Raw genomic sequence first — 16767 nt, 5'->3', positions numbered from 1 at the left:
CCGCGACCCTATGAAAGTTTCCGCCAGTCAGCAATCACGAGTCTGCATCTTTGCTTCAGTCACGGAGGTCACGCCGAGGCCCGGCGCGTCCGGCAGCACGACGGTCGCGCCGTCGTACCGGAGGCCGCCCCGCACCGGCGACCAGGCCAGCCACCAGGCGGCGTCCAGGTCGGCGACGGCCGTGGTGCCGTAGGCGGCGACCAGGCTGGCGGCGGCGCCGATGCCCACCTCGCTCTCCATCATCGACCCGACGACGGTGCCGAGGCCGTGCGCGGCGGCCAGGTCGAGCAGGGTCCGGGCGGGGTGCAGGCCGCCGCACTTGGCGAGCTTGACGTTGACCATGTCGGCGGCCCGGCGGCGGATCACCTCGACCAGGTCGCGGACGCCGAAGACCGACTCGTCGGCGAGGACCGGCACGTCCACCCGGTCGCTGACCCAGGCCAGCCCGTCGAGGTCCCAGCGCGGGACCGGCTGCTCGACCAGTTCCACGTCCAGCCCCGCGTCCTCGACGCCGCGGATCACCCGGACCGCCTCGCGCGGGGTCCAGCCCTGGTTGGCGTCGAGCCGGATCCGCACGTCCGGACCGACGGCCGCCCGCACGGCGCGGACCCGCTCCAGGTCGCCGGCCGCGTCGGTGCCCACCTTCATCTTGAGCACGCCGAAGCCCTCCGCCCGCCGCTGCCGGGCCGCCGCCGCGAGGTCCACCGCCTCGCCGGCGGCGAGCGTGACGTCCGTGGGGACCCGCAGGCCCGTGCCGCCGAGCAGCCGCACCAGCGGTACGCCGAGCCGCCGAGCCGCCAGGTCGTGCAGGGCGACGTCGACGGCCGCCTTCGCCGCCTCGTTGCCGGCGACCGCCCGTTGCACCTCGGTGCAGCGGGCCACCAGATCGTCGGCGTCTCGCCCGGTGAGCGCCGGGCCGAGCAGGTCGCGGACGCACGCCTCGGAGCCGGCCACCGACGCCCCGGTCACCTGCCACACCTGCGGCGCCTCGCCGTAGCCGGAGCGGCCGTCGGCGTCGACGACCTCCACCACCAGGGTCTCCACGGTGGTGGTGCGGCGCAGCGCGGTGACGAACGGGGTGTGCAGGGGAGCGGAGAGCCGGTGGGTGCGCACCGCGGCGATCGTCATGTCCGGCACCCTATACGGACACGCACGGGCGAAGGGGAGGCCGGCATGAGCGAGCGGAGCGAGCGAATCGTGGGGCGTGGTGCGGTGGTGCCTCATGTCGGCACGGAGCGGAGCGGAGTGCCGGCATGAGCGAGCGGAACGAGCGAATCGTGGGGCGTGGTGCGGTGGTGCCTCATGGCGGCACGGAGGGGAGCGGAGTGCCGGCATGAGCGAGCGGAACTGGGATCTGGTGGGCGCGCCGAACGCCCGGGACCTCGGCGGGCTGGTCGGCGTGGACGGCCGGCGGGTGCGGCCGGGCGTGCTGATCCGCACCCCGGCGCTGGGCCGGCTGGCCGACGAGGACCTACCGGTGCTGGCGAGGCTCGGCCCGGCCTGCGTGGTCGACCTGCGGGACCGCTCGGAGATCGTGGTCGCCCCGCCGGACCGGCTGCCGGGTGAGCCGACCGTGGTGCACCTGCCGGTGCACGACGCCGAACACCCCGTCTTCACCTACGTCTCGGCGGTGCTGCTCGGGCACGACCTGGGCGCGTACGCGGCCCTGGCCGAGCAGGGCACCCCGGCGGCGATGGCGGCGATCTACCGCTGGTTCGTCACGGGGGCGTCGGCGCGGGAGAGCTTCGGCGCGGCGGTGCGGCTGGCCGCGGAGGCGCGGAACCTGCCGCTGGTCTACCACTGTTCGGCGGGCAAGGACCGCACCGGCTGGTTGACGGTGCTGCTGCTCAGCGCGCTCGGCGTGGACGAGGCCGCGATCCGGGCGGACTACCTGGCGAACAACGCGCTGACCGAGAGCCTGCGGGAGGTCCTCCTGGAGGCGATGCGCCGGCGGCAGCCGGGGCTGGACGTCGGGGCGGTCCGGCCGGTGCTGGAGGTGCGCGAGGAGTACCTCGACGCCGCGTACGGGGAGGTGCGCCGGGTGCACGGCTCGTTCGGGGCGTACCTGCGTGACGGACTCGGGATCACCGACGACGTCGTGGCGGCGCTGCGGGCGCACCTGCTGGAGTGACGGCACTGCGCGGCGCCGGCCCCGGCGGGCCGACCGGCCGTCACAGGTCGTGTCGGGCGGCCCAGGCGGCGGCGGAGATCCCGGCGATCAGCCGGCAGGCGTCGTCCTCCGCCTCGTCGCCGTCGGGGCCGCCGTCGGCGAGGTCGGTGGTGGTGCAGGCGACGACCGCGTACGCCGGCGCGTCGCCGGGGAACACCACCCCGGCGCCGTGCCGCACGCCGTGCACCCAGCCGTTCTTGTGCGCGATGCGGGTGCCCTCGGGCAGCCCGGCGGCGAGGTCCTCGCGGTGCTCCTGGGCGAACAGCACGTCGAGCATGGCGGCGCAGCCGGCCGGCGAGGCGAGCGGACCCGGGGTGTCCGCCCCGGTGGCCAGCGCGCCGAGCAGGGCGGCCAGGTCGGCGGCGGTGACCAGGTTGGTGATGCCCGCCTCGCGGGCCGCGAAGTCCTCGATGCCCCGCCCGGTGACGCTGTGCCGGGCCCCGGCAAGCGCCCAGACCTGCGCCACCGCCGGCAGGCCGACGTGGCCGATGACGATGTTGGTGGCGAGGTTGCTGGAGCGGACGATCATCCGGTGGGCGAGCCAGCGCAGCGGCGCGCTGTCGCCGACCCGCTCCCAGACGGCCTCGTCGTTGTCGTAGTGGCGGGCGCAGGAGAACCGGGGCGCGCCGGGCAGCGCCGAGTCGAACTCGTTGCGCACCGGCACCGGGGCGTCCAGGTCGAGGGCGCCGGCCTCGGCGGCCCGGTGCAGCGCGACGAGCACCGCCGCCTTCATGGTGCTGGCCGCGTAGTGGGTGGCGTCGGCGTGCCGGGTCCAGGCGGGGTCGGCGCCGGGCCGCCCCACGTACGCCGACACGGTGCCGGGCACCCCGTCCAGGTGGGCGTCGAGCTCGTCCCAGGTCATGCGGCAGACCGTAGCGGATCACCGGCGGGACGGCGGAACGGGGCGATGCGTCGTACCGTGCGGGAATGACGGTTGCCGCCTACGACGCGCACGCCGACTGGTACGAGGCGTTCGCCGCCGACACGTCCAGCGACTACATGACCCGGGTCCGCGGCCGGTTGCGCGACCTGCTCGGCGCCGGCGCCGGCCGCTGCCTCGACCTGTGCTGCGGCTCGGGCCTGCAGGCGGCGGAGCTGCGCCGGCTGGGGTGGCACCCGGTGGGGGTCGACCTGTCGGGCGGGCAGTTGCGGCACGCCCGGCCGCGCCTGCCGGTGGCCCGCGCCGACGCGGCGGCGCTGCCGGTCGCCGACGGCTCGGTGCCGGCCGTGGCGTGCGTGCTCGCCCACACCGACGTGCCCGACTACGCGGCGGTGCTCGCCGAGGCGGCCCGGGTGCTCGCGCCCGGCGGGCGGTTCGTCCACGTCGGAGTGCACCCGTGTTTCGTCGGCGCGTTCGCCGACCGCGCCGACCCGGAGCGGATCGTGGTCGACGGCGGCTACGCCGACCGGGAGCGCAGCTTCCGGGCGTGGACGCCGCACGGGGTGCGGGTGCGTGTGGGCGCGTGGCACGTCCCGCTGGCCGACCTGCTCAACGCGGTCACCGACGCCGGCCTGACCCTGGTCCGCACGGCCGAGTCCGGCCCCGGCCCGGTGCCCGACCTCTTCGCCTTCCTCGCCACCCGCCCCGCCTGACCCGGGCGTCGCAGACGGGCGGAGCCCGGACCGCGTGGGGCGGTCCGGGCTCCGGGGCGGCTGCGGTCGTACGTCAGCCGGCGTGCTTGCGGCGGGCGGCGGCCCGGCCGCGGGCGGTCTGGTCGAGCACCACCTTGCGGATCCGGACGGCGGCCGGGGTGACCTCGACGCACTCGTCCTCGCGGCAGAACTCGAGGGCCTGCTCCAGCGACAGCTTGCGCGGCGGGATCAGCTTCTCGGTCTCGTCGGCCGTGGAGGAGCGCATGTTGGTCAGCTTCTTCTCCTTGGTGATGTTGACGTCCATGTCGTCGGAGCGGGAGTTCTCCCCGACGATCATGCCCTCGTACACCTCGGTGCCGGGCTCGACGAAGAGCTGGCCGCGCTCTTGGAGGTTGGTCATCGCGAACGCGGTGACCGCGCCCGAGCGGTCGGCGACCAGCGAGCCGTTGTTGCGGGTGCGCAGCTCGCCGACCCACGGCTCGTACGACTCGAACACGTGGTGCAGGATGCCGGTGCCCCGGGTCTCGGTGAGGAACTCGGTGCGGAAGCCGATCAGGCCGCGGGCCGGGACCAGCCACTCCATCCGGATCCAGCCGGTGCCGTGGTTGACCAGCTGCTCCATCCGGCCCTTGCGGGTCGCGAGGAGCTGGGTGATCGCGCCGAGGTACTCCTCGGGGGCGTCGATGGTGAGCCGCTCGACCGGCTCGCAGGTCTTACCGTCGATCTCCCTGGTGACGACCTGCGGCTTGCCCACGGTCAGCTCGTAGGACTCGCGGCGCATCTGCTCGACCAGGATGGCCAGGGCCAGCTCGCCGCGGCCCTGCACCTCCCAGGCGTCCGGGCGCTCGGTGGGCAGCACCCGCAGCGACACGTTGCCGATCAGCTCCTTGTCGAGCCGGTCCTTGACCATGCGGGCGGTGACCTTGGCGCCCTTGACCCGGCCGACCAGCGGCGAGGTGTTGGTGCCGATGGTCATCGAGATGGCCGGCTCGTCGACGGTGATCAGCGGCAGGGGCTGCGGGTTCTCCGCGTCGGCCAGGGTCTCACCGATCATGATCTCGGGGATGCCGGCGACCGCGATGATGTCGCCCGGGCCGGCCGAGTCGGCGGGCTTGCGCTCCAGGCCCTCGGTCATCAGCAGCTCGGAGATGCGGACCCGCTGGGTGCTGCCGTCGGTGCGGCACCAGGCCACGGTCTCGCCCTTGCGGATGGTGCCCTGCCGCACCCGGCACAGCGCCAGGCGGCCGAGGAACGGGGACGCGTCGAGGTTCGTGACGTGCGCCTGCAGCGGCGCGTCCTCCTCGTACGCGGGCGGCGGGATGGTGTCGAGCAGGGTGCGGAACAGCGGCTCGAGGTTGTGGCTGTCGTCCGGGACCGCGCCGTCGGCGGGCTGGGTCAGCGAGGCGATGCCGTCGCGGGCGCAGGCGTAGACGATCGGGAAGTCGATCTGCTCCTCGTCGGCGTCCAGGTCGAGGAAGAGTTCGTAGGCCTCGTCCACGACCTCCTTGATACGGGCGTCGGGACGGTCCACCTTGTTGATCACGAGGATGATCGGCATGCGGGCCTTGAGTGCCTTGCGGAGCACGAACCGGGTCTGCGGCAGGGGGCCTTCACTGGCGTCCACCAGCAGCACCACCCCGTCGACCATGGTCAGGCCGCGCTCCACCTCGCCGCCGAAGTCGGCGTGGCCGGGGGTGTCGATGATGTTGATGGTCACCGGGTCGGAGCCGTCCGCCGGCATGTACCGCACGCCGGTGTTCTTGGCCAGGATGGTGATGCCCTTTTCCCGTTCGAGGTCCATCGAGTCCATGACCCGCTCGGTTACCTCGCCGCGGGCGCCGTAGGCGCCGGCCTGCCGCAACATGGCGTCGACCAGGGTCGTCTTGCCGTGGTCGACGTGGGCGATGATGGCGACGTTGCGGAGGTCGGTGCGAAGCTGCATACGCTTCATACTCCTGTCTGCGGTTGCCGGGGCACGCGTCGGGGTCTCCCCCCAGATGGCCCGGATCTCTGCCGAAACTGATGTTCCGACCGTTTCAGCGCCTGGCATGCTGACCCCCGTGGGAATGGGGGCCCGATGCACGACCTGCTGACCTGGCTGCAGGGCCTGCCGCCCCTGCTGATCTATGTGATCGCCGCGATGATCGTCGCGGGGGAGACCGCCGTGATCTTCGGTCTGCTGGTGCCGGGCGAGGCGACCCTGTTGCTGGTCGGTTTCCTAGCGTACGCGGGGACGCTGCGGCTCGCGCCGGCCCTGCTGGTGATGATCCTTGCAGCCGTGATCGGGGACACACTCGCGTTCCGTGCCGGCCGGCGGTACGGGCCCCGGCTGCGGGCCGGCCGGCTCGGGGCCCGGGTGGGCCACGAGCGGTGGGGCCGGGCGGACGCGATGCTGGGCCGGCTGGGCGGGCGTGGCGTGCTGACCGCCCGCTGGGTGGCCTTCGCCCGCACCCTGGTGCCCCGGCTGGCCGGCGCGGCGGGGATGCCGTACCGGCGGTTCGCGCCGTGGAACCTCGCCGGCGTGGTGACCTGGGTGGGCGGTTCGGTGCTGGCCGGCAACCTGGCCGGCGAGTCGTACGAGACGGTCTCCCGGCTGCTGGGGCGGGCCACCGGCGCCGTGCTGGTGCTGGTGGCCGCGCTGGTCGCGGTGGTGCTGGCGGGGCGGTGGCTGGGCCGCAACCCGGACCCGGCGCGGGCGCTCGCGTCCCGGGCCGCCGGGCTGCGGCCGGTGCGCTGGCTCAGCGGCCGCTACGGCGTGCTGTTCTTCCTGCTCGCCATGCACGTCGGGCCGGCCTGGACGCTGCTGATCAACCTGGTCGGCGGGCTGCTGCTGCTCTTCGTGGCGGGGTTCGCCATCGCCTGGGTGCTGGGGGCGGTGGTCCGGCACAGCGGGCTGGCGGTGATCGACGGGGCCATCGCCGACTGGTTCGCCGACCGGCGTACGCCGGGGGCGGTCGACGTCACGCTGGCGGTCGTCTCGGCGCTGCGCGGGTCGGCGCTGATCGTGCTGGTGGCCGTCGTGGCCGCGGTGCTGGCCTGGCGCAACCGGCCCTGGCGGGCCGACCTGCTCAGCGTGGTCGGCACGGTGGGGGCGTTCGTGCCGCTGGTGGTGCTCGCCGTGGTGGTCGACCTGACGGGGCCGGCCACCGGCGGCCCGGGGGGCCGGGATCCCGCCCTGTTCCCGACGCAGAACGCCGTGGTGGCGGCCAGCCTCTGCACCCTCGCCTGGCTGCTGTCGCGCGGGGCGCGCTGGCCGGTGGCGGTGGCCGCCTGGACCGGCGCGGCGGCCGGGATGGTCGGCATCGTCGGCGCCCGCCTCTACCTGGGGTGGAGCACCGCCAGCGGCAGCGCCACGGCGGTGCTGCTCGGGGTGGCGTGGACGGTGTTGTTCGTGGTGGCCTGGGCCACCCGCGACCGGGCGGTGGGCGACGCCCCGGCGGAACCGGAACCGGCGGCGGTGCGCGCCGACGCCTGACCCGGCTCCGTAGCCCCTGCCGGGGCCGTGCCGTCGCCGAGTGGGTGACCCCGACCCGGCGGGCCAGGTCGCGCCACGGCCCCGATCGTGTCGGTCAGTCCCGGGCCGCCGCCGGCTCCGGGTCGGCCGTGGCGGGCTCGGGGGCGATCCGGCCCGGCCACCAGAAGCGGTCGCCGAGCGCGAACGCCAGCGCCGGCACCAGGACCGTCCGGACGAGCAGGGTGTCCAGCAGGACGCCGATGCAGACGATGATCCCGATCTGGGTCAGCAGGATCAGCGGCAGGACGCCCAGCACGGCGAAGACCGCCGCGAGCAGGATGCCGGCGCTCGTGATGACACCGCCGGTGACCCGCAGGGCCGACAGCATGCCGTCCCGGGTGCCGGTGCGCCGCGCGTCCTCGCGGGCCCGGGTGACGAGGAAGATGTTGTAGTCGACGCCCAGCGCCACCAGGAACACGAAGGCGAGCAGGAGCACGCCGCTGTCCAGCGCGGGGAACCCGAGCACGTGGTCGAAGATCAGCCACGACGCGCCGATGCTGGCGAAGAACGACGCGATCACGGTGAGCACGAGCAGCACCGGCGCGATCAGGCCGCGCAGGAGCAGCACGAGCACGGCGCCGACGAGCAGCAGGATGACCGGCAGGATGAGCCGCAGGTCCTTGCCGTCGGCCTCGCCCGAGTCGTAGGTCGCGGCGACCGGGCCGCCCACGACGGCCCCGTCGAACGTGGCGGCGCCCTCCACCGCGGGCGGGGCGGAGTCGGGCACGGCCGCGACCGCGTCGCGCAGCGCCTCGACGGTGCGGTCGGAGGCGGCGGTGCCGGGCTCCGCGTCGAGGACGACGTCGACCTGGGCGACCCGCGCGCCCGCCTCGCCGGGCCGCGCCGAGGCGACGCCGGGCACGGCCGCGGCGGCGTCCGTGACGGCCCGTACCGCCGAGGGGGTGGTCAGGACCGCGACCGGCTGGGTCGTCCCGGCGGGGAAGGCGCGGGCGAGGGTCTCCGCGCCGGCCACCGCCTCGGGCTTGACCCGGAACTGCTCGGTCTCGGGCAGGCCGGTGCGGATGCCGAGCCCGCCGAGGGCGAGCCCCGCGAGCAGCAGCGCCGCGAGCACGGCGACCGGCACCGGACGGCGTTCGACGGCGGCGCCGAGGCGGCCCCACAGCCGGCCCTCGCGGACCGCGCCGCCGACCCGGGGCGCGAACGGCCAGAACAGACCACGACCGAAGATCACCAGTGCGGCGGGCAGGACGACCAGCGCGGAGAGCATGGCGAGGACGACGCCCGTCGCGCAGGCCACGGCGAGGGCGCGGTTCAACTCCTGCTCGGACAGCAGCAGGGTGAGCACGCCGAGCACGACGGTGAAGCCGCTGGCGAGGATGGGCTCGGCGGTGCGGCGCAGCGCGGCGCGCATCGCCACGAAGCGGTCCTCCTCGCGGCGCAGCTCCTCCCGGTAGCGGGCGATGAGCAGCAGCGCGTAGTCCGTGGCGGCCCCGAAGACGAGGACGCTGGCGATGCCGGTGACGGCGCCGCCGGGCAGGTTGATGCCGACCGCCGGGACGATCGTGTCGAGGGCGCGCAGCGTGACCTGCTCGGTCGCCGCGACGACGACGAGCGGCACGATCCACAGGAACGGGCTGCGGTAGGTGATCAGCAGCAGCAGCGCGACGACGCAGGCGGTGACGACGAGCAGCGTGGTGTCGGCGCCGTCGAAGACCTTGGTCAGGTCGGTGGTGAACGCGGGCCCGCCGGTCACCTCGACGGTGAGTGCCCTGGGCACGTCGTCCAGGGAGGCGCGGAGCGCGTCGACCCGGCCGGCGACCTCCGCCTGCCCGCCGCCGGTGGACAGCGGCACGGCGACGAGCGCGACGGTGCCGTCGGGGGAGACCTGCGGTGGGCCGACGCGGCCGCCGGCGGCGAACCGGCCGAGGTCGTCGGACTGCCCGGTGAGCGCCGCGCGGTCGGCCTCGGTGAGCGGCCCGCCGTCGGCGCGGCTGACCACGACGATCGCCGGCTGGACGTCGCGGGAGGGCAACTGGTCCTGGAGGCGCTCCACCTGGGTCGACTGCCACTGGACGGACAGGCCGGTGGCCGAGACGGGAGCCGGGTTGTCGGGCCTGGGCAGCCCGAGGACGGCCGTGCCGAGGACGATCGCGGCGACCACGGTGAGCCACGCGGCCAGTCGTCCGCGGGCCACGTGGGTGAACACAGACATCGGATGCCCTCACGGTCTCTCGGCGGGACTGCTTCGACGCAAGACCTCGCCGCTGACGGAAGTATGCCGACCGCCGAGTATCTCGATGATCGAGATTATCGGCCGCTGAGTTATGCTGCAACCGCAGCGGCGGCGGGAGGAAGCGGCGGACGTGACAGGCCACGGCATGTACCGGCGGCGCGACACCCGCCGCGAGAAGCTGGTCGCCGAGATCGCGGCCGAGCTGCGCCGCTACTCCGTCGACGCGCAGCACGTCGGGCACGCCTTCGCCAACCTGCACGGGCTGGGCGCGACCGACCTGCAGGCGCTGATCGCGGTGATGGACGCCGAGCTGGCCGGCCAGCCGATCACCCCCGGGCGTCTCGGCGAGCAGCTCAGCCTCTCCTCCGGATCCGTCACCGCGCTGATCGACCGGCTGGAGCGCGCCGGGCACATCCGCCGCGACCGCGACACCGCCGACCGGCGCAAGGTCTTCCTGCACTACGCCGAGCGGGGCGCGGCGCTGGCGACGGACTTCTTCCGCCCGCTGGGCCGGCGCACCGACGAGGTGATGGCCGGCTTTGGCGACGACGAGCTGGAGGTCGTGCACCGGTTCATGGCCGCGATGACCGCCTCGATGCGGGAGCACCGTGACACCGTCCGGGCCGCCCGCGACGAGCCGCCCCGGCGCGCGAAGGGCTGACGCCGTGCTCGACCGGCCGGCCGTCCGGCTCGCCGCCGCCGCGCTGCGGCTGCCGCCCGCGCGCACCCGGCGGGTCACCGTCACCCGTGGCGTCGCGGTGCGGGTCCGCGACGGTGTGCCACTGCGCACCGACCACTACGCCCCGGACCTGCCCGGCGCGCCCACCGTGCTGATCCGCACCCCCTACGGGCGGGGCGGGCCGATGCGGCTGCTCGGCCGGCTGGCCGCCGAGCGCGGCTTCCACGTGGTGATCCAGTCCTGTCGCGGCACGTTCGGCTCGGGCGGCACCTTCGACCCGCTGGTGCACGAACGCGACGACGGCCTGGACACCCTCGACTGGCTACGCCGCCAGTCCTGGTGGTCCGGCGCGTTCGGCATGTTCGGCGCGAGCTACCAGGGCTTCGTGCAGTGGGCCCTGGCCGCCGACGCGGGACAGGAGCTGCGGGCGATGGTCGCGGTGGTGACCGCCTCGGGCACCCGCGACTCGACGTACGCCGGGGAGTCCTTCGCCCTGGACACGGTCCTCACCTGGGCGGAGCTGCTCCAGGCGCAGACCGTGCCGTGGCTGGCCCGGCAGTGGGAGCTCAAGCGCGGCCAGCCCCGGCTCACGGCGGCGCTGGCGCACCTGCCGCTGCTGGAGGCGGACCGCGTGGCCACCGGCGTGACGGTGCCGTTCTTCCAGGAGTGGCTGCGCCACCACACCCCGGACGCCGGCTACTGGCGCGACCGCGTCTTCGGCGACCGGATCGCCGAGGTCCGCGCCCCGGTGGCGATGGTGACCGGCTGGCACGACATCTTCCTGCCGGCGCAGCTGCGCGACTTCGCGGCGCTGCGCGCGGCCGGTGCCCACCCCCGGCTGACCGTCGGGCCGTGGACCCACGGCAGCCCAGGGCTGTTCGTCGCCGCCCTGCGCGAGGGGCTGGACTGGCTCGACGAGCACCTCGCCGGCCGCCCGCCGCACCGGGCGGAGCGGCGGGGCACCGCCGCCGGCCGGGCGGCCCCAGTGCGGGTGCACGTCGGCGGGGCCGGTGGCGGCTGGCGCGACCTGCCGGACTGGCCCCCGCCGGCCGCGCCGATCCGGTGGCACCTGCACCCGGGCGGCGGGCTGGGCACCGCGACGCCGGTCCCGTCGGCGCCGGATCGCTTCCGCTACGACCCGGTCGACCCGACGCCCTCGCTCGGCGGGCCGCTGCTCGTCGCCCAGCGTGCCGGGCCGGTGGACAACCGTCCGGTCGAGGCCCGACCCGACGTGCTGACCTTCACCAGCGCCCCGCTCGACGCGCCCGTCGAGGTGATCGGCCCGGTACGCGCCGAGATCCACCTCCGCAGCGAACTGTCCCACCTGGACGTCTTCGTGCGACTGTGCGACGTGGACCGGCGTGGCCGGTCCTGGAACGTCTGCGACGGGCTGGTCCGCGTCGCGCCCGGCCGGTACCCCACCGACCCGGCCGGCGTGGTGCGCGTGCCGGTGGAGCTCTGGCCCACGGCACACCGGTTCGCGCCCGGGCACCGGCTGCGGGTCCAGGTCTCCGGCGGCGCCCATCCGCGCTACGCGCGCAACCCCGGCACCGGCGAAGCCCTCGGTGCTGCCGTCACCCTCCGTGCCGGATGGCGAGAGATCCTGCACGACCCGCAGCGACCGTCCGCAGTGGTGCTGCCGATCACGGCGACCGCCGCACAGCTTTCTCCCAGTCGAAAAAACCCCTCCTGAGCTGGGCATTCATTCATCGGCGGCGTTATGGTTGGGCCAACGCCCGGCGCTGTGCACCACTCGGCCGGGCCCCGCACGTGTGGCCCCACACCGCCTACGCGGTGTCACCGTTGTGCCCGGCCCCTGACCATCCGCAAGGGGGAATCCCATGACGCGGGCACCGGAGAACCTGTTGACCGTCCGCCGTCTGCTGCTCGACCACCTCGACATCGACCCCGACACCAGCCGCAGCCAGGACCTCGAACCCGCCGAGGTCGGCATCGTCGGCGACCCCGCCCACCGGGGCGGCTACCACTGCGGCTCCGACCGGGTGGTGACCAAGGACTACTCCGTCGTCGAGTCGCCGCGCGACTCCGCCGGCCTGACCCTCGACGCGGCGGCGCTCGACGTCGGCATCTTCGAGGTCCGCTCCGGCGGCCGTACGCACGACCTGCGCACCTTCTCCAACTGGTGCGTGGCGCAGTGCGTCGCCAACACCCCGGACAGCCGGGACGTCAGGGAGATCATCTACTCCCCGGACGGCAAGGTCGTCCGACGGTGGGACCGCCTGCGCAAGCGGACGAGCGGGGACGACTCCCACCTGTGGCACACCCACTTCAGTTTCTTCCGCGACTCGATCAAGGCGGGACGCGACCAGACCCCGCTGTTCCGCCGCTACCTGACCGCCATCGGACTTCTGGAGGACGACATGAGCGCACAGGCCGAGAGTCAGATCAACAGCATTTACGCCGGCCTGTTCTACGGCGGGTCGAGCATGGGGCGCAGCGTCGACCCCGACGCGGGCGGCCCCGAGAAGGCCAGCAACAGCATCGTGGCGAAGCTGGACTACACGATGCAGCGGCTCGACGCGCTCGTCGCGCAGCTCACCGCGCTGTCCGGCAGGGACTTCACCGACGAGCAGGCGATCGTGGCGGGCGTGCTCGCCACCCTCACCCCCGAGAAGATCGCCGCGGCGATCCCCGCCACCATGGCCGCGCAGGTCGCCGACGAGCTGGGCCGCCGGCTGGCCGCCTGACCCGCCGGCGACACCGACCGCCGGGACAGCGCGGGCGGGGTGTCGAGCGCCCGCCGGGACGGAACCAGCAACGACAGTTGCGCAAGAGTCATTGCGCAACTGTCGTTGCTGATGCCAGACTGGCGGCATGACGAACCCTGAGGTGCGCCAGGTCACCGACTCGCGGGTCCTCGCCGCGCTGTCCCACCCGCTGCGTCGCCGGTTGATGGACGTGCTCAAGGTGCACGGCCCGTCGACCGTCGGCCAGCTCGCCGAGCGGACCGACCAGGCCCCGGCGAACGTCAGCCACCACCTCAGGGTGCTGGCCGGCGCCGAGCTGCTCGAGGAGGCGCCCGAGCTGGCCCGCGACCGCCGGGAACGCTGGTGGCGCCTGGTCAGCCGGGGCGTGCGCTGGTCCCAGTCGGACTTCGACGCCGACCCCGCCGCCCGGGCGGTCGCCGACGCCGCCACCTCGCTCAACCTGGACCGGCACGTCGCCCTCGCCCGCGCCTGGCACGCCACCGACGAGGCCAGCCAGGCCGCCTGGCCCTCGGGGCCGTTCTCCACCGACCGCTGGCTGCACCTGACCGACGAGGAACTCGCCGAGCTGGGGCGCGAGGTGAACGACCTGCTCGCCCGGTGGGCCGACCGGGAGGTGCCCGACGACGGGCGGAAACGCGAGCCGGTCTTCCTCTTCGCCTACGGCATCCCGGCCACGCCGTGACGCGGGCCGTCGGCGCCGCGCCGCCCCGTACCCCCGCCGCCGGCGAGACCCCGCCGGCGCCCGCGCCGCGCCCGGCGGGCGACCCGGGGGTACGACGCGGCGGCCTGCTGCGGCACCGGGACTTCCGGCTGCTCTGGGCCGGGCAGACGGCCAGCGCCGTCGGCAGCAACGTCACCACCGTGGCACTGCCCCTGGTCGCGGTCACCGTGCTCGACGCCGGCGCCTTCGGCGTCGCGGTGCTCACCGCCGCCTCCTGGCTGCCCTGGCTGCTCGTCGGCCTGCCGGTCGGCGCCTGGGTGGACCGGCTGCCGCGCCGGCCCCTGATGATCGCCTGCGACCTGGTCTGCGCGGCGCTGTTCCTCAGCGTCCCGGCCACCGCCCTGCTCGGCATGCTGACCGTCGGGCAGCTGCTGGTGGTCGCGCTGGGCGCCGGCCTGGCCCGGGTCTTCTTCGAGACCGCCGACCAGGTCTACCTGCCCGTGCTGCTGCGCCCCGAGCAGGTGCCGGAGGGCAACGCCAAGCTCCAGGCCACCCAGACCGCGAGCTACGTGCTCGGCCCCGGGCTCGCCGGCGGGGTCGCGCAGCTCGCCGGCGCGGTCACGGCGCTGCTGCTCGACGCGCTGAGCTTCCTGTTCTCCGCCGTCTGCCTGCTGCGCATCCGCACCGTCGAGAAGCCTCCCGGGCGCGTGCGGCGGTCCCGGTCGCTGCGACGCGAGATCGGGGAGGGGATCCGCTTCGTCGCCCGGGACCCCTACCTGCGGACGCTCACCGTCTTCGGCGCGGCCAGCAACGTCGGGCTGGTCGGCTACCAGGCCGTCCTGGTGGTCTTCCTCGTCCGGGAGGCGCGCCTCGCGCCCGCGTCGGTCGGCGCGCTGGTAGCGGTGATGAGTCTCGGCGGCATCGTCGGCGCGCAGCTGGCCACCAGGCTCGGCCGGCGCCTCGGCACCGCCCGGGCCCTGCTGGTGGCGGGGGCGCTCAGCGGGCCACCGGCGCTGCTGATCCCGCTCGCCGGCCCAGGGGGCGCGCTGGTGCTGCCGGCGGTCGGCGGCATGCTGCTCAGCCTCGGGGTGGCGGTGGGCAACGTGGTCAAGGGCAGCTTCCGGCAGACCTACACCCCGCACCACCTGCTGGGCCGCGTCACGGTGAGCATGCAGATGCTGAACTACGGCACGATCCCACTGGCCGCGCTGCTGGCCGGGGCGGTCGGCGCGGCGTACGGGACCGGCACCGCGATCGCGATGATGACCGGCTGGCTGGCGCTCACCCCGGTGATCCTGCTGGTCGGGCCGCTGCGGCGGCGTCGGGACCTGCCCGCCGCGCCGGAGGTGCCCTGAACGCGCTGCGGCGGCGGCCGGCTCCCGGCCGCCGCCACCGGCACGGATCTACATCGGGCGGACGTTGTCCGCCTGCGGACCCTTCTGCCCCTGGGTCACCTCGAACTCGACCTTCTGGCCCTCGTTCAGCTCCCGGTAACCGCTCGTCGCGATGGCCGAGTAGTGGACGAAGACGTCCGGACCTCCGCCGTCCTGCTCGATGAAGCCGAAGCCCTTTTCCGAGTTGAACCACTTAACCGTGCCGGTTGCCATGCATCTCTCCCTGTTCCCAAGCGGGTGACCCCTCGGTGCTCGACCGATGATCGCCCGGTACCTCCCCGACAGTAACCGGCCGAACGCCGATCTGCTGGCCGAAGTGCCGCAGGCGGCGTGGTGAACTCTCGGGGCCGCTGGCCGAAAGCCGCGCGGCGACCGGCCCGCTGGGGCATGCTTGCGCCGGTGAGAGGTGCCGCAGCCGTCGCGCTGACCGAACTGGAGCGCGAGATCGACGCTCCGGGCGGCGGCCTGGACCGGCTCCGGCTGGTGCGGGCGCCGTTCGTGCCCGAGGTGCGGCTGCACCTGGCCGAGGACGCCATCGTGTGGTGGGCCCGGATGGAGGCGCACGCCGGGCGCGCCCTGCCGCCGCCGTACTGGGCCTCGGTCTGGGCCGGCGGGCAGGCCCTCGCCCGGCACCTGCTCGACCACCCCGACCTCGCCGCCGGGCGGCGGGTGCTCGACCTGGCCGCCGGGTCCGGCCTGGTGGCGATCGCCGCCGCGCTCGCCGGCGCCGACCACGTGGTCGCCAACGACATCGACCCGTACGCGGTCGCGGCGGTGACCGTCAACGCCCGCGCCAACCGGGTGACGGTCGCGGCCACCGGCGGTGACCTGCTCGACTCCGATCCGTCCGAGGTGGACCTGCTGGTGGCCGGGGACGTGCTCTACGACGAGGCGATGACGGCGCGGGTGCTGCCCTTCCTGCGTCGGGCCGCCGCCACCGGCGCCGACGTGCTGGTCGGCGAACCCGGGCGGGGGCACCTGCCGCCGGACGTGCTGGCGGCCGTGACGAGCTATGTCCTGCCGACCACCGAGCCCGCCGTCGACACACCCGTCCGGCGGGTCCAGGTGCTGCGCCCCCGGTGACCCCGGGCTCCTCAGGGTCGACCCCGACCCGGATACCAGGGGGCGGTGGGGGATCGGACCCGATGCCCGGGGTGGCCGGGCGGTCATAGCGTACGGGGCATGGCGGATTGGCTGGCCCAGGTCGGAGAGCTTCCCACCACCCTGCTCATGGGGGTGCTCGGGGTGGTGATGCTCTTCGACGCCGTACCGCTGCTCGGTGTGCTGGTCCCGGGGGACGTGGCGATCCTGGCCGCCATGGGGGTCGGCGGCCCGGTCACCGGCGTCGCCACCTTCGCCGTCGTGGTGGCCGGCTGCCTTTCCGGGTGGTCGCTGAGCTTCCTCGCCGGCCGCCGGTACGGGGACCGGCTGCGCCGCAGCCGGATCGGCGGGTGGATCGGCGAGGAGCGCTGGGTGGCGGCGGAGGGGATCCTGCGGCGCGGGGGCGGCCGGATGGTGCTGATCGCGCCCTTCCTGCCGGTGTTCAACGCGCTGCTGCCGCTGGCGGCGGGCGGGCTGCGGATGTCGTACCGGCGCTTCCTGGGCTGCGCGACGGTCGGCGCGGCGGCGTGGGCCGGGCTCTACCTGGTGCTGGGGACCGCCTCGCGGTCGCTGGCCGGGCTGCTGCCCGGGGAGTCCAGCCCGATGCTGGTCACCATGGCGGTCGGGCTGCTGCTGGCGGGGGTGGTGCTGATGGGCACGCGGCGCCGGCTGCGGGCGGTCACCGGGGGCTGACCGCCGCCAACGGGGGGAGCGGGGCCGGGCGCGCGACGC

15 protein-coding genes are annotated in these 16767 nt (G+C 74.9%); 10 read left to right on the top strand and 5 right to left on the bottom strand.

Translation table 11 applies throughout. The features are described from left to right. Positions 1-27: 27 nt before the first annotated feature. Positions 28-1128, bottom strand: a complete 1101-nt coding sequence (locus ABT006_RS22340; RefSeq protein ID WP_350709202.1) for a mandelate racemase/muconate lactonizing enzyme family protein — start codon at positions 1126-1128, stop codon at positions 28-30. Positions 1129-1333: 205 nt separating this feature from the next. Between ABT006_RS22340 and ABT006_RS22335 the strand changes: the two genes are divergently transcribed. Beyond that, a complete protein-coding gene (locus ABT006_RS22335; RefSeq protein ID WP_350709200.1) occupies positions 1334-2131 on the top strand; it encodes a tyrosine-protein phosphatase in 798 nt (265 codons plus the stop codon). Between the two features lie 40 nt (positions 2132-2171). Here the strand turns inward: ABT006_RS22335 and ABT006_RS22330 are convergent, their stop codons facing one another. Then, the gene (locus tag ABT006_RS22330; RefSeq protein WP_350709199.1) at positions 2172-3032 is read right to left on the bottom strand and encodes a serine hydrolase; all 861 of its coding nucleotides are present in this window, start codon (positions 3030-3032) and stop codon (positions 2172-2174) included. Positions 3033-3097: 65 nt separating this feature from the next. Here ABT006_RS22330 and ABT006_RS22325 point away from each other — a divergent pair, with 65 nt between their 5' ends. Next, on the top strand, positions 3098-3763 hold the full coding sequence (locus tag ABT006_RS22325) for a class I SAM-dependent methyltransferase (RefSeq protein WP_350709197.1): 666 nt from the start codon (positions 3098-3100) through the stop codon (positions 3761-3763). A gap of 73 nt (positions 3764-3836) precedes the next feature. Here ABT006_RS22325 and typA read toward each other — a convergent pair whose 3' ends face one another. Further along, positions 3837-5705 (bottom strand): translational GTPase TypA, encoded by a 1869-nt coding sequence (gene typA / locus ABT006_RS22320; RefSeq protein WP_350709195.1) that lies wholly within the window; start codon positions 5703-5705, stop codon positions 3837-3839. Between the two features lie 135 nt (positions 5706-5840). Here typA and ABT006_RS22315 point away from each other — a divergent pair, with 135 nt between their 5' ends. Continuing rightward, positions 5841-7238: a DedA family protein gene (locus ABT006_RS22315; RefSeq protein WP_350709193.1), complete on the top strand. Its 1398-nt coding sequence runs from the start codon at positions 5841-5843 to the stop codon at positions 7236-7238. Positions 7239-7332: 94 nt separating this feature from the next. Here the strand turns inward: ABT006_RS22315 and ABT006_RS22310 are convergent, their stop codons facing one another. Continuing rightward, a complete protein-coding gene (locus ABT006_RS22310; protein WP_350709191.1) occupies positions 7333-9450 on the bottom strand; it encodes an MMPL family transporter in 2118 nt (705 codons plus the stop codon). Between the two features lie 166 nt (positions 9451-9616). Here ABT006_RS22310 and ABT006_RS22305 point away from each other — a divergent pair, with 166 nt between their 5' ends. From ABT006_RS22305 to ABT006_RS22285, 5 genes are all read left to right on the top strand, one after another. Next, positions 9617-10132 (top strand): MarR family winged helix-turn-helix transcriptional regulator, encoded by a 516-nt coding sequence (locus ABT006_RS22305; RefSeq protein WP_350709378.1) that lies wholly within the window; start codon positions 9617-9619, stop codon positions 10130-10132. Between the two features lie 4 nt (positions 10133-10136). Further along, positions 10137-11843 (top strand): CocE/NonD family hydrolase, encoded by a 1707-nt coding sequence (locus ABT006_RS22300; RefSeq protein ID WP_350709189.1) that lies wholly within the window; start codon positions 10137-10139, stop codon positions 11841-11843. 148 nt (positions 11844-11991) lie between these two features. After that, the gene (locus ABT006_RS22295; RefSeq protein ID WP_350709187.1) at positions 11992-12858 is read left to right on the top strand and encodes a hypothetical protein; all 867 of its coding nucleotides are present in this window, start codon (positions 11992-11994) and stop codon (positions 12856-12858) included. A gap of 127 nt (positions 12859-12985) precedes the next feature. Continuing rightward, positions 12986-13561, top strand: a complete 576-nt coding sequence (locus tag ABT006_RS22290; RefSeq protein WP_350709185.1) for an ArsR/SmtB family transcription factor — start codon at positions 12986-12988, stop codon at positions 13559-13561. Further along, positions 13558-14895, top strand: coding sequence for an MFS transporter (locus ABT006_RS22285; protein ID WP_350709184.1), 1338 nt, complete (start codon positions 13558-13560; stop codon positions 14893-14895). Before ABT006_RS22290 ends, ABT006_RS22285 begins: the two co-directional genes overlap by 4 nt. Before the next feature lie 48 nt (positions 14896-14943). Here the strand turns inward: ABT006_RS22285 and ABT006_RS22280 are convergent, their stop codons facing one another. Next, positions 14944-15147, bottom strand: coding sequence for a cold-shock protein (locus ABT006_RS22280; RefSeq protein WP_007072071.1), 204 nt, complete (start codon positions 15145-15147; stop codon positions 14944-14946). 174 nt (positions 15148-15321) lie between these two features. On the opposite strand from ABT006_RS22280, the gene ABT006_RS22275 reads away from it, so the two are divergent. Together ABT006_RS22275 and ABT006_RS22270 are read left to right on the top strand one after the other, a co-directional pair. Next, positions 15322-16017, top strand: coding sequence for a class I SAM-dependent methyltransferase (locus tag ABT006_RS22275; protein ID WP_350709182.1), 696 nt, complete (start codon positions 15322-15324; stop codon positions 16015-16017). A 99-nt stretch (positions 16018-16116) separates the two neighbouring features. Further along, positions 16117-16728, top strand: a complete 612-nt coding sequence (locus ABT006_RS22270; protein ID WP_350709180.1) for a DedA family protein — start codon at positions 16117-16119, stop codon at positions 16726-16728. Positions 16729-16767 lie beyond the last annotated feature (39 nt).

It is taken from the genome of Micromonospora sp. NPDC002717 (assembly GCF_040295705.1).
Taxonomy (GTDB): domain Bacteria; phylum Actinomycetota; class Actinomycetes; order Mycobacteriales; family Micromonosporaceae; genus Micromonospora.
Note: the sequence above shows the minus strand (reverse complement) of the source record. Positions and strands in the feature narration are given on the sequence as shown.